Source organism: Streptomyces sp. NPDC050448 (assembly GCF_040655295.1).
GTDB lineage: Bacteria > Actinomycetota > Actinomycetes > Streptomycetales > Streptomycetaceae > Streptomyces.
In genome coordinates this window covers 108,594-131,892 of record NZ_JBFAJR010000006.1, presented here as the reverse complement: position 1 = coordinate 131,892, position 23,299 = coordinate 108,594, and the positions used below count along the sequence as shown (strand labels likewise).

The 23,299-nt window shown below is 75.7% G+C and carries 15 protein-coding genes and 1 pseudogene; 11 read left to right on the top strand and 5 right to left on the bottom strand.

Going from position 1 to position 23,299, the window contains the following annotated elements; all coding sequences use genetic code 11:
• Positions 1 to 76 precede the first annotated feature (76 nt).
• On the top strand, positions 77 to 1,444 hold the full coding sequence (locus tag AB0I68_RS10500; protein ID WP_363176832.1) for a M64 family metallopeptidase: 1,368 nt from the start codon (positions 77 to 79) through the stop codon (positions 1,442 to 1,444).
• 236 nt (positions 1,445 to 1,680) lie between these two features.
• Here the strand turns inward: AB0I68_RS10500 and AB0I68_RS10495 are convergent, their stop codons facing one another.
• Together AB0I68_RS10495 and AB0I68_RS10490 are read right to left on the bottom strand one after the other, a co-directional pair.
• Positions 1,681 to 2,832: a serine hydrolase domain-containing protein gene (locus AB0I68_RS10495; protein WP_363176831.1), complete on the bottom strand. Its 1,152-nt coding sequence runs from the start codon at positions 2,830 to 2,832 to the stop codon at positions 1,681 to 1,683.
• A gap of 108 nt (positions 2,833 to 2,940) precedes the next feature.
• Positions 2,941 to 3,366 carry an HPP family protein gene (locus AB0I68_RS10490; RefSeq protein WP_363176830.1) on the bottom strand — a complete coding sequence of 142 codons (426 nt, stop codon included), beginning with the start codon at positions 3,364 to 3,366 and terminating at the stop codon, positions 2,941 to 2,943.
• A gap of 386 nt (positions 3,367 to 3,752) precedes the next feature.
• Between AB0I68_RS10490 and AB0I68_RS10485 the strand changes: the two are divergent.
• The 5 genes and pseudogenes from AB0I68_RS10485 to AB0I68_RS10465 all read left to right on the top strand — a co-directional run.
• Positions 3,753 to 3,878, top strand: a pseudogene (locus AB0I68_RS10485) (transcriptional regulator); the annotation flags it as partial.
• A gap of 64 nt (positions 3,879 to 3,942) precedes the next feature.
• Positions 3,943 to 5,016, top strand: coding sequence for a GNAT family N-acetyltransferase (locus tag AB0I68_RS10480; RefSeq protein WP_363176829.1), 1,074 nt, complete (start codon positions 3,943 to 3,945; stop codon positions 5,014 to 5,016).
• A 212-nt stretch (positions 5,017 to 5,228) separates the two neighbouring features.
• Complete coding sequence (locus AB0I68_RS10475) at positions 5,229 to 6,173, top strand: 2-oxoglutarate and iron-dependent oxygenase domain-containing protein (protein WP_363176828.1); 945 nt, start codon at positions 5,229 to 5,231, stop codon at positions 6,171 to 6,173.
• A gap of 153 nt (positions 6,174 to 6,326) precedes the next feature.
• Complete coding sequence (locus AB0I68_RS10470; RefSeq protein ID WP_363176827.1) at positions 6,327 to 7,511, top strand: alpha/beta hydrolase; 1,185 nt, start codon at positions 6,327 to 6,329, stop codon at positions 7,509 to 7,511.
• 99 nt (positions 7,512 to 7,610) lie between these two features.
• Positions 7,611 to 8,144, top strand: coding sequence for a GNAT family N-acetyltransferase (locus AB0I68_RS10465; RefSeq protein ID WP_363176826.1), 534 nt, complete (start codon positions 7,611 to 7,613; stop codon positions 8,142 to 8,144).
• A gap of 36 nt (positions 8,145 to 8,180) precedes the next feature.
• Here the strand turns inward: AB0I68_RS10465 and AB0I68_RS10460 are convergent, their stop codons facing one another.
• From AB0I68_RS10460 to AB0I68_RS10450, 3 genes are read right to left on the bottom strand one after another with little or no spacing between them, the layout of a single operon-like run.
• Positions 8,181 to 8,828 carry a hypothetical protein gene (locus AB0I68_RS10460; RefSeq protein WP_363176825.1) on the bottom strand — a complete coding sequence of 216 codons (648 nt, stop codon included), beginning with the start codon at positions 8,826 to 8,828 and terminating at the stop codon, positions 8,181 to 8,183.
• Between the two features lie 43 nt (positions 8,829 to 8,871).
• Entirely contained in the window at positions 8,872 to 9,153 is a 282-nt protein-coding gene (locus tag AB0I68_RS10455; RefSeq protein WP_363176824.1) for a hypothetical protein, read from the bottom strand.
• Positions 9,150 to 9,884 carry an HNH endonuclease family protein gene (locus AB0I68_RS10450; protein WP_363176823.1) on the bottom strand — a complete coding sequence of 245 codons (735 nt, stop codon included), beginning with the start codon at positions 9,882 to 9,884 and terminating at the stop codon, positions 9,150 to 9,152. The genes AB0I68_RS10455 and AB0I68_RS10450 overlap by 4 nt, the downstream gene beginning before the upstream one ends.
• 231 nt (positions 9,885 to 10,115) lie before the next feature.
• Here AB0I68_RS10450 and AB0I68_RS10445 point away from each other — a divergent pair, with 231 nt between their 5' ends.
• From AB0I68_RS10445 to AB0I68_RS10425, 5 genes are all read left to right on the top strand, one after another.
• Complete coding sequence (locus AB0I68_RS10445) at positions 10,116 to 10,985, top strand: DUF4132 domain-containing protein (protein ID WP_363176822.1); 870 nt, start codon at positions 10,116 to 10,118, stop codon at positions 10,983 to 10,985.
• Entirely contained in the window at positions 10,982 to 15,955 is a 4,974-nt protein-coding gene (locus AB0I68_RS10440) for a DNA-binding protein (RefSeq protein WP_363176821.1), read from the top strand. Before AB0I68_RS10445 ends, AB0I68_RS10440 begins: the two co-directional genes overlap by 4 nt.
• A 153-nt stretch (positions 15,956 to 16,108) precedes the next feature.
• The gene (locus tag AB0I68_RS10435; RefSeq protein WP_363176820.1) at positions 16,109 to 17,272 is read left to right on the top strand and encodes an AAA family ATPase; all 1,164 of its coding nucleotides are present in this window, start codon (positions 16,109 to 16,111) and stop codon (positions 17,270 to 17,272) included.
• A 401-nt stretch (positions 17,273 to 17,673) separates the two neighbouring features.
• Positions 17,674 to 21,324 (top strand): DUF5682 family protein, encoded by a 3,651-nt coding sequence (locus AB0I68_RS10430; RefSeq protein ID WP_363176954.1) that lies wholly within the window; start codon positions 17,674 to 17,676, stop codon positions 21,322 to 21,324.
• Positions 21,321 to 23,273, top strand: a complete 1,953-nt coding sequence (locus AB0I68_RS10425; protein WP_363176819.1) for a hypothetical protein — start codon at positions 21,321 to 21,323, stop codon at positions 23,271 to 23,273. Before AB0I68_RS10430 ends, AB0I68_RS10425 begins: the two co-directional genes overlap by 4 nt.
• The last annotated feature ends 26 nt before the right edge of the window (positions 23,274 to 23,299 follow it).

Genomic DNA, 23,299 nt, shown 5'->3' with positions numbered 1-23,299 from the left:
GCGCCCCCTAATTTAAGCAACCGATTCAGCGTAGTTATCAAGGCGCTTAAGTTCCGGCTTCCCGGGGAGAACCTTCATGGACGCGTCCCTCCGCTCAACGCTGCGCGCAGCCTTCGCCGCAGTCTGTACGACGGCCCTGCTGCTGGCCGCCGGTCCCGCCGGTGCGGCAGCCGCCCCACCGGCGCCGATACCGTCACCGACACCGGCGAGGACCGGGACCGAGGTGGAGATACCGGGGCCGGAGGACGGCACGGTCGCCGGATCCGGCCACGCCCGTGTCCCGGTCGCCGGGCAGGCGAAGAAGACCCCGCAGCTGTCCGAAGCCGAACGGGCGGCCGACGGCGAGGTCGCCAAGATGGTCGACAACGGCCCGACCGCCGACCGCCTCGACATCGTCGTCATCGGCGACGGCTACACCGCCGCCGAGCAGGACCGGTTCCACGCCGACGCCCGGGCCAAATGGGCCGAGATCACCGCCGTCGAGCCGTACTCCACGTACCGGAACCTCTTCAACGTCTGGACGGTCGACGCCGTCTCCCACGACTCCGGCGTATCCGGCGATCCCACGCCCGCCACCGTCCGCGACACCGCGCTCGGCGCGTACTTCTGGTGCGAGGACGTCGAACGGCTGCTCTGCATCGACCAGCCGAAGGTGGACGCGTACGTGGCGAAGGCGCCCGAGGCCGACCTGGTCCTCGTCCTCGCCAACAGCGCCAAGTACGGCGGGGCCGGCTACAACGAGCCCAGCGCCACCCTCGGCTACGCGGGGATATCGACCGCCTCGGCGGGCAACGCGAAGTCCGGCCAGGTCGCCATCCACGAGACCGGCCACTCCCTGGGCAAGCTCGCCGACGAGTACTTCTACCCCGGCACCCCGGGCTACGAGAAGTACGAGGGCTCCGAGCCCGCCGAATCCAACACCTCCACGCTGCCCGCCGACCGGATGGCCGCCGAGCGGGCCAAGTGGTACCGCTGGCTCGGCGCCCAGTCGCCCGACGGCGGCACGGTCGGCGCGTACGAGGGCGGCGGCTACTACGTCACCGGCCTGTACCGGCCCACCGACAGCTCGATCATGCGCGTGCTCGGCAAACCCTTCAACCTGCCCGGCATCGAGGCGATGATCGCCGGCTTCTACCAGCACGCGAAGCCGGCCGCTCCGCTCACCCCGACCGGCCGCACCCTGCGGATCCGCAACACGGCCAAGGTCTCCGTACCCCGGCTGGCCGGCGCGGACGGCCGACAGCTCGACGTCCGCTGGTACCTCGACGGCCGGGAGCTGAAGCGGTTCGCGGGCCGGACCGAGGTGGCGGTGTCCGAGCTGTGGCTGTTCGACCTGCGCACGCACAAGCTCTCGGTCACGGCCGAGGACCGCACGCCCTCGGTCCGCGACCCGAAGATCGCCCGCAGCCTGCAGTCCACGGTCGAATGGAGCGTCCGCCTCTAGGGGGTGTCCGGCGGATCATGGCCGGGCCCGGGCCTCCCCCAGACTCCGTCCGGGGGGACCCCCAGGCACCGCGCCTTGCCGCGTTGTCGTCGGTCGCCAATATCCCCCAGCTACCGCTGGGAGGTGCCCCCACCGCAGTGGCTCCCTCCTCCGCCTTGCAATCCACGGCACCAGACGACCCGGGCTAACCGACCCTGATCCGCCGGACACCCCCTAGCAGGCGGCGCCCCGCAGGCTCAGACCCCGGCCGCGTACGTCCAGAACTCGCGCATCACGGCGGGCGGGGTCGGGCCGATCATCTCCCGCTGGGTGAGCAGGACGGAGACGGTGCCGGTGGCCGGGGTGATGTGGGCCGCGGTTCCGGTGCCGCCGACCCAGCCGTACCGCCCCGGCACGTTCCACGGATCGCGGGCCGTGATGTCCACCGAACCGCCGAACCCCCAGCCCTGGCCCTCCAGGAACAGTTCGCCGCCGGCGCGCTGGGCCGGGGTCAGCCAGTCGGTGGTCATCTGCCGCACCGACCCGGCCGAGAGGAGCCGGCCCCGGTCCCCGTCCAGCGCCCCCTCCGCGAGCATCATCCGGCCGAAGGCGTACCAGTCGTCGGCGGTCGAGACCAGGCCGCCGGCGCCGGAGGGGAAGGCCGGGACGCTGCTCCACTGCCCGTGGGGGGCGTCGACCAGCTCGAGGCCGCCGTCGCCCGCCCGGTAGCAGCCCGTGAACCGGCCCAGGTCCGCGGGCGGGACCGCGAACCCGGTGTCCGCCATGCCCAGCGGCTCGAAGATCCGCTCGGCCAGGAACTCGGGCAGGGACTGCCTCGAGGCCCGGGCGACCAGCACGCCCAGGATGTCGGAGCAGGTGTTGTACAGCCAGGCCTCGCCCGGCTGGTACAGCAGCGGAACACGCGACAGCGCCTTCATCCACGCGTCCGGAGCCGCGATCTGCTGCGGCTGCGGCGGTCCCTGCTTCAGCTCGCTGAACAGCAGGCCGACCGCGGGCAGCGAGAAGTCGGACGGGAACCCGTACCCGGCGCGGGACGTGAGCAGGTCGGACACGGTGATCGGGCGGGCCGCGGGCACCACGTCGCCGACCGGGCTCGAGGGCGTACGGACGACGACGGGCGAGGCCAGCTCCGGCAGCCACGGCGCGACCGGGTCGTCCAGTGCGAACCGGCCCTCCTCGACCAGCATCATGACCGCCGCGGCCGTGACGGGCTTGGTGAGCGAGGCGATACGGAAGATCGAATCCCGGACCATCGGAGCCGTGCCCTCGATGTCGGCCGAACCGACGGCCTCCACCTCCACCCGGTCGCCACGGGCCACCAGGCCCACCGCCCCGGGCAGCGATCCGCTGCTCACGTGCGGTTCCAGGATGTCGCGCAGGCTGGTCATCACTCCACCTCTCCCGATGTGCGGCCGACCGGTCCGGCCCCTCGGGGACAAAGACTCCCGCAGCGGCGTGCATTCACCGGCCGGACGCGCGGCGCACCACCGGACCTGTCACCACCAGTAGGCGGGGTACCTCGGTGCCTTGCGCCGGATGCGCGAAGCGGCGTACCCGGTCAGGACGAGCAGCACCGTCGCGCCGAACAGCAAGGGGACGAAGCGGGCCGGGGCCGGGTTCTGGAGCACGATCACGACGGAGGTGGCACAGGCGGGCGAGTGCGGGGTACGGGCGGCCATGAGCAGCGCGAGCGTGACGCCGGCCGCGACGGCCGCCGCCCAGGCGCTGCTGCCGGCGGCGGCGAGGACGCCGTAGCCGACGACGGTGCCCAGCAGATGGCCGACGACCACGCCGCGCGGCTGGGCCAGGGGCAGGGTGGGGGCGCTGTGCACGAGGGCGGCGCTGGCGGCCAGCGGCGGTATGAGCACCGGCTCGTGGAGCAGCGCGCCGATCCCGACGAGCCCCAGCAGGACCGATGTCACGGCGCTGATGCTGTGGAAGGCGGCTGCCGGCGTGGGGCGCGCGGGAGCCCGGCCGGCGGTGATCCGGGGCCGGCCGGGACCGGGGGCCGACGCGGAGGCAGGGGCGGTGGCGGACGGGGGCTGCAAGGCGGTACTCATATGGGATTTCCGGGCAGGACGGCAGGTCGAATGCGGTCGAGGCGGCACGAAGCAGGGTGATCAACCGCCGCCTCGGCCTCGCGCCTGTCCCTGGTACGGCCGACGCAGACCGGCCACGACCTTATCCGGCAGGTGTGCGACGGCCGCCTCGGGGGAGGGATACGGATACGGGAAGGACGGCCATGACGAAGCACGCCCACGATGCGGGGGCACCGGCGGATCACGGTCCGGTGGCTGCCCCCGCCCCTGCCGAGGGCGGAGAGCCGGCCTGCCTGCTCCACCTGGTCTGTCCCGACTGCGGACGGCTCGCCACCGAACGAGGCGCCCGGTCCTGCTCACGCTGCGGCGGACCGCTTGCGGACCCCGGCCGCTGACGGGCGGCCGCGCGGCCGGATAACCGCTGGCCCGTGCGCGGGCGGCCGCCCTAGGGTTCGGCCCATGACGATCATGGGCTCCCACGCCGTAGACAAAGCCGTGTTCCTCACCGCGCAGGCACTCCGAGGCGTGTCACACCTCGACTGGTCCGCCCCGGCCGCCCGCCTGGAGTGGAGCTGTTACGACACCGCCGTCCACGTGGGAAGCGATTTCACCGCGTACGCGGCCCAGCTCACCGGGCGCGCCACCGGCGGCTACGTCCCCTTCGAGATCAGTGCCGACCCCGGCACCGCCCCCGCAGGCCTGATCGAGATCATCGAGGCCACCGGCGGCCTGCTGTCCGCCGCCGTGGCCGCGGCCCGTCCCGGGGACCGGGCCTGGCACCCGTACGGCATGGCGGGCGCGGACGGCTTCGCCGCGATGGGCGTCGTCGAGACGCTGCTGCACACCCACGACATCCTGGGCGGTCTCGGCGTCCAGGACTGGGAACCCGACGCGGACCTCTGCGAGCAGGTCCTCGACCGGCTCTTCCCGCAGGCGCCGCGCGACACCGCCGCCCCTTGGCCGACCCTCCTGTGGGTGACGGGACGGGCCGCACTCCCGGGCCTGCCCCGCCGCACGGCCTGGCGCTGGTACGCCGAGCCCGTCGCCGCGGGCCGCGTCGTGCTCTGCGAGATCTCCCCGCAGGTCGCGGCCGATCTCCACACGGGCGGCACCGGCGGTTTCGCCTGGGCCGAGGACGGCCCCGGCGAAGGCACCCGGTTCGCATCCGGGATGGTGGCCAAGGCACGGGAAGAGGGCACGCACCGCCCGGGGTGGGGCGCGTACGCCATCGTCCGTACGCAGGACCGGCGCGCCATCGGCGGGATCGGCTTCCACGCCGCCCCCGACGCAGACGGGCATGCGGAGATCGGCTACGACCTCGTACCGTCGGCCCGCGGCAACGGCTACGCCACCGACGCGCTGAACGGCCTGGCCGCCTGGGCCTTCGCGCAGCCCGGCCTGACCGCGCTGCACGCCTCGGTCGACGCGGACAACGCGCCCTCCCACGGCGTGGTCGGCCGGGCGGGCTTCGAGCGGACGGGCTCCGCCGAGAACGGCGGCGTCCGCTACACCCTGCGCGCCCCCCGGGGCTGACGGCGCCCGGGAGGCGGAGCCTGAGCGTCCTTCGGCCCCGGCGGGCGCACCGGGCGATAGCCTCGGGAGCGGACGCCCGACACCGGCTCGGAAGGCAGGTCCCGATGGCGAGTTCCGCGAATCCACCGAGTTCCGCGAATCCACCGAGTTCCGTCAATCCGGCGAACCCGTCGAGTTCCCCGCATTCCGCTTCCGCCCGTTCCCGGGTCCCCGTGATCGACCTCGGGCCGTGGCGGTCCGGTGAACCCGGCGCGCGCGAGCGGATCTCCGCCCGCGTCGACGCGGCCCTCCAGGCCGCCGGGTTCCTGCTGATCACCGGGCACGGCGTGGAGCCGGAGCTGCCCGCGCGGATCCGGGAGGCCGCCAAGGAGTTCTTCCGGCTGCCGCCGAAGGCGAAGGAGCCGTACGCGGTCGCGGTCGGCGGCCGCGGCTGGCTCGGCCCGGGCGCCGAGGCCAACAGCTACGCGGAGGGTGCCGCCTCGCCCCCCGACCTCAAGGAGTCCTGGTCCTTCGCGGCGGACGAGCCCACCGGGAACCCGGCCGTGGACGCCGAGTGGTTCCGCCCGAACGCCTGGCCGGCCGAGGTGCCCGCGCTGCAGCCGCTGGTCGTCGAGTACCTCGCCCGGATGCGCGCCCTGTCCGACGAACTGCTGGAGCTCCTCGCCACCGCACTCGGCCTCGCCGCGGACCACTTCACCCGCCACACCGGGCACCCCACCTGGGGGTTCAACCTCAACTGGTACCCGGGCACCGAGGTGCTCGGCGAGCCGCTGCCCGGCCAGTTCCGCATCGGGGCACACACGGACTTCGGGACCGTCACGGTCCTCGACCGCCAGCCGGGCTCGGGCGGGCTCCAGATCCACACCGACGCCGACGGCTGGCAGGACGCCCCGTACGACCCGGCCGCGCTCACCGTGAACATCGGCGACCTGATGGCCCGCTGGACCGGGGACCGCTGGCGCGCGGGCCGCCACCGGGTGCTGCCGCCGCCCGCCGACGCACCGGCCGAGGAGCTCATCTCGCTGGTCTACTTCTACGAATGCGACCCGCACACCCGCGTGGAGTCCCTCCCGGCGCCGGTCGGCCGGGTGGTGCACGACCCCGTGGACTCCCACACGTACCTGCGGGCGAAGCTCGACGCGATCAGCGTGTCCTGAAGCCGGGCCGGGCCGGGCCGGGCCCGGCACGCGCGGGGGAGGGAGAACGCCGTCTCCGTCCGGAGGGGGAGGCGGCCCCCCTCCGTCCGGAGGATGCCCCGCTCCTCCCGCGAGGTGACGATCAAGCATCGGCACCCGCATAGGTTCGACGGCATGAACCGAAGCCGAACCGCCGCATCCATCGCCTTACTCGCCCTCCTCCTGCCACTGCCGCTCGGCGCCGCGGGCACGGCCGCGGCCGCCCAGCCGGTGACCGCCTCCGCGGCCCCGGACAGCCGCGTGGTGCTGCCGGAACTCCCGCGCCCCACCGGTGGGTTCGCGGTCGGCCAGGAGACCCTGCACCTGGTGGACCGCAGCCGGACCGACCCCTGGGCGGGGTCCGGCCCGCGCGAGCTGATGGTGACCATGCGCTACCCGGCCCACCGCGGCACCGGCGGACCGGTCCGCCCGTGGCTCACCCGGGAGGAGGCCCGGCTGCTGCTGGCCGACCGGAAGCTGGACCAGGCCGTCGCGGTCGAGAGCCTGGTCGGCACCTCGGCCTACGCCCGGTCCGACGCCCGCCCCGTGGCCGGCCGGTACCCGCTGATCGTCCTGTCGCCCGGATTCACCGTCCCGCGCGCCACCCTCACCTCCCTCGCCGAGGAGCTCGCCTCCCGCGGCTATGTGGTCGCCGCCGTGGACCACGCGTACGAGACCTCCGGGACGGCCTTCCCCGGCGGGCGCATCCTGACCTGCCTGGCCTGTGAGAAGGCCGACAACGAGGCGGGCCGCAAGCAGGTCGCCGACAACCGCGCCCGTGACGTGTCCTTCCTGCTGGACCGGCTCACCGGCCGTCATCCGGCCTGGCACAACGCCGGCCTCATCGACCAGAGCCGGATCGCGATGGCCGGGCACTCCATCGGCGGCTCCGCCACGGTCGCCGCCATGGCTACCGACCCGCGGATCCGCGCCGGGATCGACATGGACGGCGGGCTGTTCTCGCCGGTCCCGGCGGGCGGACTCGGCGGCCGCCCCGTCATGCTGCTCGGCGCGAAGGACTCCCGGCCGGGCCAGACGGGGACCGGAGAGGAGAGCTGGGACCGCAACTGGAAGCAGCTCGACGGCTGGAAGCGCTGGATCACCCTCGACGACTCGAACCACTTCACCTTCACCGACTGGCCCACCATGAGCGACCAGCTGGGGCTGCCCCCGCTGTCACCGCTGCCCGGCGCCCGTTCGGTCGACCTGACCCGGCGCTACGTCGGCGCGTTCTTCGACCAGCACCTGAAGGGCGTGCCGCAGCCGCTGCTCGACGGCCCGAGCCCCGGGGCGCCGGAGGTCCGCTTCCACACTCCGTGACCCGCGGCCCGGGGCGGGGGCGTGGCCGGGGCAGGTGGGGTCAGGTTCCGGAGGGCGACCCGATTACCGCTGGTCGGCGGTGTTCGGCAGGATGGGGGCATGACCGAGATCCGCACCCCCCGACTCCTCCTCCGCCGCTGGACCGACGACGACCTCGTCCCCCTGTCGGAGATCAACGCCGACCCGGACGTGATGCGCTGGATCGGCGACGGCTCCACCCTCGACCTGGAGCAGACCGCCGAGGAGATCGAGCGCTGGGAGGACGAGTGGGACGAGGAGGGCTTCGGCCTCTTCGCCGTCGAACTGCTGGCGTCGGGGGAGCTGATCGGGGCGGTCGGCCTGTCCGTGGCGCGGTTCCCGCGGGAGGTGCAGGACTTCGTGGCGATCAGCTGGCGGCTCGGCCGGCAGTACTGGGGCCAGGGCTACGCCTCCGAGGCCGCGCAGGCCACCCTGGAGTTCGCCCTCCAGGACCGCGGCCTCGACCGGGTGATCGCGGTGAACCGGTCGGGCCACGAGGAATCCGAGAACGTGATCCGCAAGCTCGGCATGGTGCTGGACCTCGACACGACGGATCCGGACCAGGGCCACCTGCTCCAGGTCCACAGCATCGACCTGACGGAATACGAGAGCTGACCGCCGCCCCGACCTCGGCTCCTGCCGGGGTCCGGGTCAGGGCCGGCGGAACCAGCGGCGGCGCGGGGCGGCCGGCGGGCCGAACGGCGGGAGGGCCTTGAAGCGGTCCTCCAGCACCACCGTCGGGACGATCCGCCGCAGCGCGCCGCGGACCAGTGTCAGCGGGTGGCCGGGGAACTCCGCGTCCCACTCCTCGAGGTCGGCGACGTGGTACGGCAGTCCGCCCTGGACGTCCGGACCGTACGGGTGCGGGCGGAAGTAGTTCTCGTGGCCCACGCGGGCGCCGATGAAGGCCTCCCGCATCCCGGTCGCGCCCCGCTCGCCCGCCTGCACCTTGACCACCGTGCTGCAGCTCTCCTTCGGGATCGTCCAGGAGCCGAGGAAGACCAGCCCGTGCTCGGCGTTCGGCCGACGGACCTTCACCAGCTGCCGGACGGCCGGGACGGAGTCCACCTCGCCCGGCACGGCCTCGATCAGGCCTCCGCCCGCTCGGGCGACGGACCGGGCGAGGCCGTGCCGGAGCCGGTCGGTCTCGTGCAGCGGCGCCGGCAGGTCCGGGACCAGCGGGAAGAAGTGGACCGAGAGGACGAGCCCCCGCTCGTCGGTCCAGACGCCCTGCTCGCGCTCGGTGAAGCCGGTGAGGTCCATGCCCGTGAACGGTGTCGGTGTCGATATCGGTGTCATGGCGACCATGATGCTGATCATCGGCCGGGCCGGCCGCACCGGGTCAGGCGGGGGCCGGTCCCGGGGCCTCGGCGGCGTGGCCCGCGCGGACCGCGGCGAGCGCGGCGGCGTGGACGGCGGCCGGGTCGCCGTGGTGGGGCACCGGGCTGCCGGTCAGGGTGTACCACTCCTCCGCGTCCGTGTACTGGATCCCGATCCGGACGAGGCCGCCCGCCACCGCCGTCGTCCGCACGGTCAGCGGACCCGTGATGACACCGACTTCGTCGGTCATCGCCCCGCCGGGCCCGGCGACGACCCGGTCGTCCCACTGCTGCAGTCCGGTCATGCCGCGCAGGTGTCCAGCATCGCCCCGAGCATCTTCTTCTCCGGTTCCGTCACGGTCAGGCCGTACGTCGATTTCACGGTGGTCCAGGCCCGCCCGTACTGGCACCAGCTCGACTTGTCCGGCGGCTGCCACAGGTCGGGGCTCTGGTCGCCCTTCGACCGGTTCGTGGCCGCGGTCACCGACAGCAGCTGAGGGTGGGTCAGGTCGTTCGCGAAGGCCTTGCGCTGCGCGGCGTCCCAGCCGGCCGCACCCGAGCGCCAGCCTTCGGCGAGCGGCACCACGTGGTCGATGTCCATCTTCGACGCGTCGGTGACCACCACCCCGTCGTACAGGCTCTTCCAGGTGCCGGACACCGCCTTGCACTCGGAGTCCTGGGTGACGTTCGTGCCGTCGCGCTTGAGGACGACCTCGCGGGTGTCGCACTTGTCGCCCTGCTCGGCCCAGTGCGTGAACTTCGCCCGGCTGTAGCCGGCCATGGTGCCGGGCGGCGCGACCTTCAGCGCGGCCAGCCGGGTGCGGGCCTCCTGGGCGCCGACCAGGCCGGGCAGTACGTCCCCGGCGGCCGGCTTGGCGTCCCCGGCTGCCGGAGCGGAGGGCGACCTGCCGCCCGGGGCCGCAGGCGCCGAGGGCTTCGCGTCCTTGCCCGTCGTGCCGGTTCCCGAGCACCCGGCCACCGCCAGCAGTACCGAGGCCGCCAGGACCGCACCGCGTACACGTATCTGACGTCCCATGAACCCCACCCCGAGCCGGCTCCGCACCCTGTCGCGGAAAGACTACCCAGAACCGGACATTCAACCGACCGCGCCCACGCCGACGTCGAGCCCGGCCGCCGGGGCGGCCCCCCTCGGTGGGTGTTGTCAGTGGCCCTCGCTAGTCTCCCGGCATACCGCAGCTCAGGGGGTCTTTTCCCCCTGGTCGACGCTGCGCGGATCCGGATCGGGCAGGCGGAGGGGCACGTACTGATGGCATGGCTGGCGGCGGGCGAGGGGTACGAGATCGCCCTGGTGGAAGGGAAGGTGGCGGCACGGTCCGCCACCGGCCGTGCGGCGGGACGGCAGTTGAAGACGCTGCCCAAGGCGCTGCGCGACCATCCCGAGGTGGACCGGCTGCGCCGGCTCGCCGAATGGCTGGAGCGGCACGAGGCCGCCTGCATCGCCCAGGTGGACACCTGGATGGTGTCCTCGCTGCCCGTGCCGACGGCACTGCTCGCCCGGGTCTGGCCGGACGAGGCCTGGCAGAACGCGCTGCGCGACATGGCCGTCGTCGGCGAGGACCCGGACGAGGTGGGCTTCCTGCGGGACGCCACCGCCTCCGGTGAGCTGAAGGTCGTCAACCTCGATGGCGAGACCGTACGGCTCTCCCCGCGCACGGTGACCCTGCCGCACCCGGTGCTGCTGCCCGACCTGGACGACGTACGGGACTTCGCGGCCGAACTCGGCATCGTCCAGCGCGTCGAGCAGATCCACCGGCCGACCTGGGAGAAGCCGGAGGGGCTCGCGGCCACCGCCACCGAGGTACGGGACTACGCGGGCGGCGTCTTCCCGAACCGGTTCGGCCTGGCCGCCCGGGCGACGGGCCTCGGCTACCGGGTCTCCGGCGGCTACGCCACCTGCAAGGTCCGCGACACGGGCCGGGGCACGGAGGCGGCGGTCTGGATCGGCGAGCCCTACTACGAGGACGAGACGACCACCGGCGCCCTGAGCTGGCACGACGAGAACGGCCGGGCGGTGCGCCTGACGGAGGTCGGACCCGTCGCCTGGTCCGAGGGAATGCGGATGGCCGCGGCGCTGTACGCCGGGCGCAAGATCGAAGAGGGCGGGGACGCGCGATGAGCACCACCATCACCACCACGAAGGCAGCCGGCACCGCGACGGCCGCCGCTGCCGCGCACGAGGCCGAACTGCTGCTCAAGGCCGGTGCCGTGCTGCCCCACGGCACCGAGGGCGCAGGCCCCTCGGCCGTCGACCTGACCGCGCGCAGCTACCGCCACCCCGCCCTCGCCGACGACCGCGTCGTCGTCCGGCTGTCCGCCGCCGAACTGGGGCCGGCCGAGGACCTGGCCGCCGGTTTCCTGGGGCTCGTACGCGACGCGGGCGAGCCGCCCGTGGTCGGCCTCGGCCAGCGCCAGGCCCTCGGCTTCCCCGAATGGGTCCTCGTGCACCACCCGGAGGACGGACACCACGCCCTCGCCGTGGTCCCCGAACTCGACCGGCTCGCCCGCCAGGCCAAGACCAAGCCCAAGGCCGCCCTCGACGCCTGCCACGAACTCGCCGGCCGGCTCGCCGCCGCCGTCCCGCACTTCCTGCCCGTCTTCTACGAGCAGGCCGCCCGCATCTTCCTCGCCGTCGAGAACACCACGTACGCCGCCCAGCTGTTCGGCCGTGCCCGCACCAGCGAAGCCCAGCACGGCCTCGCCGTCGACGAGGACCGACTCGACGGCGTCTTCCTCGAATTCGCCCTGGTCGGCGCCCTCCCGGTGAAGGTGCTCACCGGCTACGCCAAGGAGCTGTCCGCCCGCGTCAGTCCCGCCGAGGCCCACGAGCGCTTCCGCCGCCTGTGCGTACGCCGCACCGCGGGCGGCCTGCCGCCCTCCGCGCAGGCCGCGACCGAGTTGCGCCGCCTCGCCCGGGCCGCCGGCCTGACCGGCACCGAGGCCGAGCAGGAGTACCTCGCCGAGCTGCTCCCGCTGCCCGCCACGCTGCGCGCCGCGTACGGCTGGTGGAAGGCCCACCGCGCCGCCCTCGTCGCACTGGCCCGCCGGGTGCCGGCCGTACGGGGCACCCTGCTCGCTCTGATGCCGCCCGGCGGCGACGGCGAGCTCTCCGCCCTGTGGCTGGACCTCCTCGAGGAATCCGGCGCCACCGCCGGGCTGGTCCGCGACGACCTGCCCGCCGAGCAGCGCTGCTCCGACGGCGCCGCCGGCTGGCTCGAGCGCTTCCACGCCGCCCGCCACAGCGGCTGGGGCTCGCGCCCCACGCTGCCCGCCCTGCTCGACCTCGTCGCCCGCGCGGCCGACCGGCTGCGCGCCGAACTCGCACGGCCCGGCCGCGAAGCAGGCCTGAAGGTGGGCGTCGAGGACGCCGACCTGCTGGACCTGCTGCTCTCCCTGGACATCCCGGTCACCGACCCCGAGCCCGACCCCGCGTCCCGGCGGCGCCACGACCAGCTGAACCTCGCCGACTGGGCGCGCTCCGACCAGCGGCGGGACCTGCTCGCCATCGCGGCCGACCAGCGCTTCCGGCCCGCCTTCCGGCGCGCCGCGTACGGCCTCGGCGGTGACAGCTCCGCGGTGGACCTCGTACGCCTGCTCGCCGCCTCGCCCGGCGGCCGCCCGATGCTCACCGAGTGGATGCACGACGTGGCCGGCGCCTCCACCGCCGCCGGCCTGCCCGGCCTGCCCGACGCCATCCGCCGGCTGACCTGGCTGCCCGCCGAGGCCCTCGAACTCGCCCGCGAGGAGGTGGCCGCCGCGGCCGCCGCCGACCTCGGCGAGACCCTCGCCCGCACCCTGCGCGCCGGCCTCTTCGAGGAACTCTCCTGGCCCGCCTGGGAGACCGCGGTCGCCGAGCTGACGCCCGCCGCCCAGCACGGTCACGGTCACGGGCTGACCGTCGTCGAGGCCTGGCCCCACCTGATCGTCGCCAACTCCACCCAGGTGCGCGTCATCGACGCCGACTCCACCGTGCTCACCCACGACCTGCGGGCGCCGAGCAGCAATGCACACCGGTACGGATTCCACTACGTCGACGGCGAACTGCTCGTCTTCTGGTCCGCCCACTGGGGCGGCGGGGGCGTCGAGGGCTACTGGCACACCGCGCCCGGCACCGTCTTCACCCTGGACTTCGCGGGCAACCACTGGAACCTGCGCTCCGACGACATCAGCCTGCCCCTGCCCGGCGGCGGCCGCACCACCGGCGGCGGCGTCCTGCACGCGGGAGACACCAGGCTGCCGAGCGAGCGGAGCCTGCTCTGCGACGGGTCCTCGTACTGGGTGTGGCAGCGCCGCGACCAGGAGAACGAGGGCGGCTGGCGCGAATACGACCCCGTCAGCGGAACCTTCGGCCGGCTCTCGCAGCCCGGCTTCCTCGCCGACGCACTGCGCGCGCACCCCGGCAACGGCACCGTGCCCGCCCAGTCCTGCTGGCTGCGGCCCGCGCCGACCGTCGAGGGCTCGGTCCTCGGCGCACCCGTGGACGGCCTGCTCGGCTGGCGTGCCGTACGCGTCCCCGGCCAGGGCTGGCAGGCCTCCGACACCGGCGGCCGCACCGTCAGCGTGCCCGAGGGCACCGAGATGCCCGTCGCGGCGCTCACCTTCCCCGGCGACGAGCGGCCGCGCGCACTGACGCACCGCTGGCGCGAGCTGAGCATCAGCGACCCGGACGGCGTGGTCACCGCCCAGTCGCGCGGCGACTACCGCACCGCGGCCTTCGCCACCGGCAGCGTCGAACTCCCGCCGCTGCCCTTCTGGTACGCCCTGCGCCCGCGCGACCCCGAGGGCTCGGCCGCCCTGCGCACGGCCGACCGGGACACGATCGGCGCCCTGCTCAAGGCGGCCGCCGCGGCCGAGGCGGCCACCGACCTGCCCGACGTGGTGCGCGCCGCGCTGCCGAAGGTCACCGCCCCGAAGCTGATCGGGGGCATCGTCGAGGTGCTGCGCTTCGCCCTCACCCAGCAGGAGGCGCTCGACGGGGTCGCCGCCCGGATCGACCCCGACACGGGTGCCGTGGCCGACGATGCGCCGGAAGGCCCCGCCGACGAACTGATCGCCGACGGACTGCGCGGGCTGATCGGCAGCGGCTACTACCGCTGGGGCGCCCAGACCGACGCCACCCACCGCTACCTGGGCGGACTGGCCCGGGCCGCCGCCGACACCGGCGCCGCGGAGGTTCCCGGCCGGCTCCACTTCGACGTGCCCGCAGTGCCCTACTCCGGCCTCCCGTTCACGCCGCTGCTCGACCAGCCGGCTGCCGTCGCGTACCGCGCCGTCGCCGTCGGGACCACCGACGCACAGCGCACCGCCCTGTGCGCCCTGCTCGGCCGGCTGGACGCGCTCGGGCTGGCTTCCGCCGAGGGCTCCGCCGACCACTGGCGCCGGGTCCTGGTCCACCTCGACCAGCGCCATCTGCGCACCCCGGACGGCATCGGGCGGGACACCTCGCACCGCAGCCTGCTCCCGCTCGGCGGCGGAGCCGTCCTCGGTCTCACCGAGCACAGCGCATCCGTGCCCGACGGCCACGAGTTCGGGGCGCTGCTGTACGACCCCGCCGGCCGCTTCGCCGTGCCCGGCCCCTACACCATGCGCGGCGAGGCCCCGCTCGGCGACCGGGAGCGCGGCGCCGGCTGGCTGACAGCCTTCCTGGCCGAGGCCGCCGACCGCGGCCCGGCGCCGTTCCTCCCCGAAGCCGCCGAGGAGTTCGCCCGCCTGACCGGCGTGTCCGGAACGCTGGCACGACTGCTGCTGGCCGGCCTGCCGAACATCGACAGCTACCAGCACCACTTCCTGCCCGCCGAACTGCGCACCGCCCTGGGCGTCAAGGCGGCCGACGCGAAGAACGCCCGGACCGAGCTCAACGGCCTCGACCTCGAGGTGCGGCGCGCGGTCGTCGGCGCGCTGCTGCCCGCCGACCCGGCCCTGCTGTGGACCGAGGGCCCGGACGTGGCCGCCGCCGCACAGGAGTGGAACCGTCGCGTGGGCCGCCGTACGCCCGTGCCCGAGTGGCTGCTCGCCGAGGCCACCCGCGCGGTGAACACCGGCTGGACCGCGTACCAGGCCCTGGCCGCGGTCCTCGACCCGGCGGCGTCGCGGCCGCTCGGCGTCGACGTCGCCTGGGAGGTGAAGGGAGACCACGTCGAGCCCCGTGAACCGGCCACCGAGCCCTTCACCTCGACCGTCCTGACCGGCGCCCTGGCCCTGACGGCCTGGCTGGCCCACCGGCTGCCCGCAGGCGACCCCCTGCGGACCGCCCTGCCGCCCGCGCTCACGGCTGTACGGCAGCGGCTCGCCGCGCCCGAACTGCTGCTCAGCATCGGGCACTACACCAACCTCCCCGGATTCCGGAAGGCGGCGGGCACGCCGACCGAGACGGGCGAGGGATACGAGCGGTACGGCGCGGTGGTCATGGCCACCCAGGACGACCAGCCCAAGCCGGCGCTGCGCCCGGCCCTGCTCGACTCCACCGGCTCCGACCCGTACCTGCCGGCGCTGCGCGGCGACGACCAGCAGCCGTCCCCGGTGGAGACGGCGCTGCGGGCCGTCCACGACCCGCGCTTCGCCGAGCTGCTCGCGGATCCGGGCGCCCCGGCGGCCGGCGCCGTCGACGAGCACGGCACGTGGTGGCCGCAGGACCCGAGCCGCTCGGTGCCCGAGCTGGTGGCGGAGGTCTGCGAGACCCACGGCCTGGGCGCGGACGCGGCCACCGTCTACCTGGTGCTGCTCGCCATGCCCGATCCCACCGACCGCAACGTGGCGCGCTGGACGGGCTGGAAGCCGGCCCGGCTGAAGGCCGCCCGCGCCGAACTGGCCGCCACCGAGCTGGTGGTGACGGCCTCCCGGACCCGCGCCGGGCGCTCGCTGTTCCTGCCGGGCGGCTGGGCGGAGATGTCCTCGCCGGTGCTGCCGGTGGAGCTGTGGAAGCTCCCGATGTACGGGCTGGCGCCCGGCGGGAGGCCGGTGCTGGGCGTGCTGGTGCCGGACGAGCCGGCCGCGGACCTCTACCGGCGGGCCTGGCAGCGGGTCCGCGGGGGCGACGTGCCGCGCTTCGAGGCACTGAAGGTCAAGCGCACCCGCTCGCGCCGCCGCTGACGACCGACCGCCGGCGGCCGACCGCTGACCGCCGACCGCCGGCCGCTGAGCCGGGACCGGCGCGGCGCACCCGTTCGAGGGTGCGCCGCGCCGGCCGGCCGGTCCCCGTACACATCCACTGGCTTCGCAGATCCCCGAAGGACACGACACCTCATGACCGTGACCGAAACACCCGTTCCGGCCGCCCCCCGGCAAGCCCTGCCCGCCGAGGAGCGGTACGCCGCCGAACTCGCCTTCCTCGCCGCCCAGGACACCGGCCCCCGCCCGCCCGGCTGGGCGCTCACCCCGCGCGCCGTCGTCACCTTCGTGTGCGGCAGCGAGGGCGTGGAGCTGGCCCTGCCGGGACGCCGCCGCGCCGGGCTCCCGGCCAAGCTGGCCATCGCCCCGAAGTTCGTCGGCGAACGCGCCCTGGTCGAACGCTGTGTCGTCACCCTCGCCGGCGAACGCGGCCTGCTGCTCACCGGCGAGCCCGGCACCGCGAAGTCGATGCTCTCCGAGCTGCTGGCCGCCGCCGTCTGCGGCACCAGCGCCCTCACCGTGCAGGGCACCGCCGGCACCACGGAAGACGCCTTCCGCTACGGCTGGAACTACGCCCTGCTGCTCGCCCAGGGCCCCACCTCCCAGGCGCTCGTCGACTCCCCGGTGCTCTGCGCCATGCGGACCGGACGGGTGGTACGCGTCGAGGAGATCACCCGCTGCCTGCCCGAGGTGCAGGACGCGCTGGTGTCGATCCTGTCCGACCGGCGGGTCAGCGTGCCCGAACTGACCGCCACCGAGGACGCGGTGGTCTCCGCGGCCCCCGGGTTCACGGTCATCGCCACCGCGAACCTGCGGGACCGCGGAGTCTCCGAGATGTCCGCCGCCCTCAAGCGGCGCTTCAACTTCGAGACGGTCGCACCGATCGCGGACGCGGACGCCGAAGCCACGCTGATCCGCCGCCAGGCGGTGGCCGCGGTGCAGCGGGCGGGCGCGGCGTTCGGAGTGGACGACGCGGTCCTGGACGCGCTGGTCACGGTATTCCGCGACCTGCGCTCCGGGCGCTCGGCGGAGGGCTGGGACGTGGAACGGCCCGGTACGGTCATGTCCACCGCCGAGGCGGTCCAGGTGGCGGCCTCGCTGGGCGTCGCCGCGGCGTACCTGCCGGGCGGCGACGTACTGGACCTGCTGCCGGGACACCTGCTCGGCGTGGTCCGCAAGGACGACCCGGCCGACCACGGCCGCCTGCTCGGCTACTGGGACGGCCCGGTCCGCCGCCGCGCGGAAGACGGCTCGGCGATGTGGCGCCGTCTGTGGGACCTCCGCGGGAACCTCCGATGACCCCGCCGAAGCCGCGCGACCCGGCTGCCGATGGGGCCGTGCCCGCCGGTCCGTGTACGGGGCTCGCGGTCGCGGCCGATCGGCGTCGGGCCGTGTCCGCCGACCCGAGCGCGGAGGGGGCCGTGCCCGCCGGTCCGTGTACGGGGCTCGCGGTCGCGGCCGATCGGCGTCGGGCCGTGTCCGCCGACCCGGAGGCGGGGACGGCCGTGCCTGCAGATCCGGCTGCGGGGACGGCGCCGGCTGCCGGCCTGCACAGGGAGGCGGCTCCTGCCGGCGGCGGGCGGCCGGATGCGGACGCGCCGGCGGTGCAGGCCGGTCTGCCGCAGGAGCCGGGCATCGCGGTCGGCCTGCGCAGCGGTGTGGCCGTGTCGGCGCCGGCTGACCCGGGGACCGCCGCGTCCCTGTCCGCGGGCTCCGATCCGCGGATCGCCGTGGACGCGCTCGCCGCGTCCCGCGCGCCGTACCTGCTGGGTGTACGCCACCACAGCCCCGCGCTGGCGGCGGTGGTACCGGCGCTGCTGGACGCCTCGGAGGCGGAGGTGGTGTGCGTCGAGCTGCCGGCCGACTTCCAGCCGTGGCTGGAGCACTTGGCGGACCCGGAGACCGTGGCCCCGGTCGCCCTGGCGGGCCCGGGCCCGGACGGCGGGCTGGCGTTCTACCCGTTCGCGGACTTCTCCCCGGAGCTGGCCGCGATCCGCTGGGCGCGTGCGCGCGGCGCTGAGGTGCGCTGCTGCGACCTCCCGCTGACCGACCCCGGCTGGACGTCGCCGTCTCCGGCCCAGCCCCCGTCCGGGAACTCGGCCCCGGCCCCGGTACCCGCGGACCGGACACCCGGCGGGGCTTCGTCCGCGGCGACGGCATCCGCCCCGGGTGCGACCCCGGTCCGTGCTGTCGATTCGGTGCCCGCGGATCCGGCACCGGGCCGGGCTTCGTCCGCGGCGGCGGTATCCGCCCCGGGCCGCCGGTCCTTCGCGGATGCGCTGACCGCGTCCGGTACCGGACGCGACGGCGACGACCTGTGGGACCGGGCCGTGGAGGTACTGGCCCCCGGCTGCGCCCCGGAAGCCGTCCGGCGGGCCGCCCTCGGCGTCGGCTGGGCCCTGCGCGAGGACGGCCCCGTCCTCGCTACCGACCTGGCCCGCGAGGCCCACATGCGCGGCGTCATCAACGCCGCCGGCTCCGGGGGCCGGAAGGTCGCCGCCCTCATCGGCGCCTTCCACGCCCCGGCCCTCCTCGGTGCCGCAACGGGCCCGGAGGGCCACCCCTGCGCCACGGAGCTCCCCGCCGGCGCCGTGACCTCCTTCGTGCCCTACTCCTTCGATCTGCTCGACTCCCGCTCCGGCTACCCCGCCGGCATCCGGGATCCGCTCTGGCAGCAGGCTGTTCTCCAGGCCGGCGGCGACCCCCTGCGGGTGCGTGACGCCGCCTCCGTCGCCGTCACCGGCATCTGCCGGGAGCTGCGCCGCGCCGGGCACACCGCCGGGACCGGCGAGGCCGCCGAGACGCTGCGGCTCGCCTGTGACCTGGCCGTCCTGCGCGGGCTCCCCGCACCCGGCCGGGGCGAACTCCTCGAGGCCGTCACCACCGTGCTCGGCCAGGGCGAACCGCTGGGCCGGGGCCGGGCGTTGGCCCGGGCACTCGAGGCCGTGCTCGTCGGCACCGGCCGCGGCCGGACCACCCCGCACGCCCCGCGCTCCGGACTCGGCCCCTCCGTCGAGGCCGAGCTGGCGGAGCTGCGGCTGCCGGGGCCCGAGGACCCCACCTCCCGCGAGGTCCGCCTCGACCCGCTCCGGTCCCCGCTCGACCGGCGCCGCGAGGTCCTGCTCCAGCGGCTGGCCGTCTGCGGGGCCGCCTACGGGGAGCCCCTCGCCGTGGCCGCCACCGGCGACGGCACCGCCCTCGGCACCAAGTGGCGGCTGACCTGGACGCCTTCCGTCCCGGCCCGCCTCGACCTGGCCGGCGTCCGCGGCGTCACCGCCGCCCAGGCCGCCGCCGGGACCCTGCGCGACATCGCCCGCCGGGCCGCCGCCGACGGCGGTCCGACCCCGGCCCAGGTCCTCAGCGGCCTGGCCGCCGCCGCGCGCTGCGACCTGCCCGAGCTGGTCGGCGTACGGCTGGACGAGACGGCAGAAACCCTTCCGCAGACTGCGACCCTGCCGGAACTCCTCGAGTCGCTCGACCTCTTGGAGGGAATCTCGCGCGGGCATTTCCCCGGTACCTCCGACGGCTCCCGCACCGCCGCGGCCGCGCTCACCGGCCGGCTGCTCGAAGCCGCCGTACGGTCCCTGCCCGGTCTCGCGGGCAGCGAGGACCACGCCGACGCGCGCGCCCTCGTGGCGCTCGCCGACCGGGCCGCCACCCTGCACCTGGGCATGCGGATGGACACCGCCCTGACGGAACTGACCGCCACCGCATCCCCGTTGATGCAGGGCGCGGCACTGGCCGTACGGGTCCTCCTCGATCTCGACCCGGCCACCGGTCTCGGCGACCGGGCCGCCGGATGGATCGACGGCGCCGGCACCCCCGACGGCAGGCGCTCCCTCACCCGCCGTCTCGGCGGCGTCCTGGCCGCCGCCGGACCGCTGCTCCAGTCCTCAGCGGCCGCCCTCACCCCGGTCCTCGACCGGATCGACGGCCTCGCCGACCAGGAGTTCCTGGACCGGCTCCCCGCCCTGCGCGGCGGCTTCGACGTACTCGCCCCGGCCGCCCGCGACCGGCTGCTGGACACCGTCACCGAGCGGCTCGGCGACCACATCGACCTGTCCCTCGACGCCCCGCCCGCCCTGCTCGCTCTCTGGGCCGCGGCGGACGCCGCCGGGGCCGCCGCGCTGGGGGCCCTTCCGCTGCCGGCCCGGGACACCCCGGCTCCGGAGCCCGGCCCCGAGCCGGACGTTCCCGTACCACCCGTACCGGCGCCCCTCGCCGGGGAACACCGGCTGGCGCCCGCCGACCGCTGGCGCCTGCTGCTCGGCCGCCAGCGCGACCGGCTCCCCGCCGGCGCCCGCCGCTACGCCCAGGCCCTCGACGAGCTGTACGGCTCCGGCCGCGGCGAAGGCGCCGGCGACCTCGAAGGCGGCCGGGGCAACGGCGGCGGGCAGGAGCCCTCGTTCCCCACGGCCCGCGAATGGTCGCAGGAGCTCGAATCGCTCTTCGGCGCCGACGTACGGGAGGAGGTGCTCGCCGACGCCGCCGACGCGGGCCGCGCCGACGTGCTGAGCCAGCTCGACCCGTCGGCCGTCCGCCCCTCCGTGGAACTGCTCAGCTCCGTGCTGTCGCTGGCCGGCGGCATGCCGGAGGCCCAACTCGCCCACCTGCGCCCCCTGGTCAGGCGGCTGGTCGACGAGCTCGCCAAGGAGCTCGCCACCCGGTTGCGCCCCGCGCTCTCCGGCCTCGCCACCCCCCGCCCCACGCGCCGCCCCGGCGGCAGGCTCGACCTGGCCCGGACCCTGCGGGCCAACCTCGCGCGCACCCGCCGCCTCGACGACGGCCGGGTGGTGGTCGTCCCGGAACGGCCCGTGTTCAGCACCCGGGCGAGCCGCGAGGCGGACTGGCGGCTGATCCTCGTGGTCGACGTCTCCGGTTCCATGGAGGCCTCGGTCATCTGGTCGGCCCTCACGGCCGCCGTCCTCGGCGGTGTGCCGACCCTGTCCACCCACTTCCTGGCCTTCTCCACCCAGGTCGTGGACCTCACCGACCGGGTCGAGGACCCGCTCTCGCTGCTGCTCGAGGTCCGCGTCGGCGGCGGTACGCACATCGCGGCGGGCCTGGCCCACGCACGCTCCCTGATCACCGTGCCGAGCCGCACCCTCGTCGTCGTGGTCAGCGACTTCGAGGAGGGCGCGCCGATCGGCGGACTCCTCGGAGAGGTCCGCGCGCTGGCCGCATCCGGAGCCCATCTGCTGGGCTGCGCCGCGCTCGACGACGCCGGCGCGCCCCGGTACTCGGTCCCCGTCGCCCGGCAGCTCGTCGCGGCCGGCATGCCGGTGGCCGCCCTCAGCCCGCTCGCCCTCGCCCGCTGGGTGGGCGACCGCCTCCGTGGAGAATCCCGTTGAGTACCGACCTCCTTCCGCCCGTCGCCCCCGAGGTCCTCGCCGAGGCCGTCGAGAACCTCACCGCCCGGCTGCGCAAGAAGCTCGACGCAGCCATCGAGGGCTGCGCCGCGGGCGCCGCCCGGGCAGACGACGGGAGCGTCACCGTCCGCTTCGGTGAGGACGCCCTGGTCACCCTCCGGCCGGGCCCGGCGGGCGCGGTCACCGCGGCCGAACAGGCCCTCTGCACCTGCCTGCTGGCGCCGCGCTGCCTGCACCGGGCCGCGGTGCTCGGCGCGGCGCCGCTCGCCGACGCGGCGCACCTGCCGGAGCCGGGGCCCGAGCCCGAGCCGGATCTCGCGACCGCGTCCGTGCCGGGTCTCGCGTCCACGTCGGGGTCCCGGCCGGGGCCCGCGTCCGCGTCCGGGCCGGATTCCGCGCCCGGGTCTGCGCCCGGTCCACCAGGCCCGGGCTCGGCGCCGGAGTCTGCGCCCGCCACCCCTGCGGGCCCGACCGAGGCCGTCCCGGAAGCCCTCACCGCCGCCCAGCTCAGCGCGGCCGCCGCGCTCTGGCAGGCGGTCGCCGAGGCCCTCGCGGCCGGCGTCACGGCCGGCGGCGCAGTGGTCCAGGCCGAGCTGCTGCGGGCGGCCCACACCGCGCGTCTCGCCGGGCTGCCCCGGGCGGAGGCCGCCACCCTGCGGGTCGTACGGGGCCTGCGGGCCGCCCGGGAGCGCAGCGGCGCCCACCGGCTCGCCGACCTCACGGGAGCCTTCCGCGAACTCCTCCACACCGCCGGACTGCTGGCCTCCGGCACGGCCGGCCCGGCGCTCACCGGCACGGTACGCCGCGCCTACCAGCCGGGCGGCAGCCTGCGGGTGTACGGCCTGTGCCGGGAGCCGGTCCTCTCGGCCACCGGGTACGGGGGAGTGGTCACCCACCTGCTCGCCCCCGACGGCTCCCGCTACTCGGTCTCCGACGTCCGCCCCGGCGGCCTGGCCCGCGCGCGCGGCGCCGGCTCCGCCTCCGTGGCCCTCGGCGGCGCCGCCCTCGACCACGCGGGCCTCGCGCGCGGGGGACTCCGTATCGCCGGGGCCACCGTCTCCGCCGACGGCCGCCTCGGCGCCGGACGCGGGGTCCAGGCGACCCCGCTGCGCGGAGTCCCGTGGACCGAGGAGCCGGCCGCCGCGCTCTTCGCCCGACCGGCCGCCGAGGCCGTGGCTGCCCGGCTCGCCGACCGGGACACCGACCCGGACGGGGCCGGGCCCGCGCTCCTCGGCTGCGAGGTCACGGTCGTGGGCCCGGCCGGCGAGGACCTCCTGGTCCGCGAGGTACGAGCGGACGCGCCCCTGCTGCGGCTGCGCGCCGCCCACCCCCACCCGGAACTGCCGCACACGGCCAACCTGCGCCGCATCGCGGCCCATCCGGGGCTGGTGCTCCGCGTCCTGGGCCGCCCCGACCTGGACCGCGCGGCCACCCTGCGCCCGCTCGCCGTCGGGCCCGTCCCCGGGGCGGAGTACACCCTGCGCCTGCCCGAGGAATGGCTGGGCCGCGCCGACCTCGGCTACGACCTGCTCCAGGGCAGCCACTTCCCGCCCCGCACCGCCGCCGCCGCGGAGCCGGCCCCCGCCGCGGTCGAGGGTCCGGACCTGCTGGCCGACTCGCCGCTGTGGCGGGTACGCCGACTGCTCGAAAGCGGGGTCGCGGGCGGCCGGCGCGCCGTCGCCGAGGCGGCCCGCACCGCCGAGCCCCCCACCTCGTACGGCCCGCTGCGCCGGGCCGGCTTCACCGCGGCGGCGGAGCTCGCCACGGCCCTCGCCGCCGAGGCGGACCGCCGCCCCCGCGACCCCTTCGGCCGCCTGACTGACCCCTCACCCGACGCCTACGCCTGGGCCTGGCTGGCCGCATCCACCCACTTGGCCGCGGCGGAACGCTCCCTGGTGGCCGCGTCCTGGTCCCAGGCGCCGTCACTCTGACCGGCCGCTGACATGTCCCATCGGTT

Excerpts from the sequence above, each read along its gene's own strand:
- AB0I68_RS10440 (WP_363176821.1), top strand. The coding sequence starts at position 10,982 with ATGAGCACCACCATCACCACCACGAAGGCAGCCGGCACCGCGACGGCC.
- AB0I68_RS10470 (WP_363176827.1), top strand. The coding sequence starts at position 6,327 with ATGAACCGAAGCCGAACCGCCGCATCCATCGCCTTACTCGCCCTCCTC.
- AB0I68_RS10500 (WP_363176832.1), top strand. The coding sequence starts at position 77 with ATGGACGCGTCCCTCCGCTCAACGCTGCGCGCAGCCTTCGCCGCAGTC.
- AB0I68_RS10465 (WP_363176826.1), top strand. The coding sequence starts at position 7,611 with ATGACCGAGATCCGCACCCCCCGACTCCTCCTCCGCCGCTGGACCGAC.
- AB0I68_RS10445 (WP_363176822.1), top strand. The coding sequence starts at position 10,116 with ATGGCATGGCTGGCGGCGGGCGAGGGGTACGAGATCGCCCTGGTGGAA.
- AB0I68_RS10435 (WP_363176820.1), top strand. The coding sequence starts at position 16,109 with ATGACCGTGACCGAAACACCCGTTCCGGCCGCCCCCCGGCAAGCCCTG.
- AB0I68_RS10455 (WP_363176824.1), bottom strand. The coding sequence starts at position 9,153 with ATGACCGGACTGCAGCAGTGGGACGACCGGGTCGTCGCCGGGCCCGGC.
- AB0I68_RS10450 (WP_363176823.1), bottom strand. The coding sequence starts at position 9,884 with ATGGGACGTCAGATACGTGTACGCGGTGCGGTCCTGGCGGCCTCGGTA.
- AB0I68_RS10460 (WP_363176825.1), bottom strand. The coding sequence starts at position 8,828 with ATGACACCGATATCGACACCGACACCGTTCACGGGCATGGACCTCACC.
- AB0I68_RS10480 (WP_363176829.1), top strand. The coding sequence starts at position 3,943 with ATGACGATCATGGGCTCCCACGCCGTAGACAAAGCCGTGTTCCTCACC.
- AB0I68_RS10495 (WP_363176831.1), bottom strand. The coding sequence starts at position 2,832 with ATGACCAGCCTGCGCGACATCCTGGAACCGCACGTGAGCAGCGGATCG.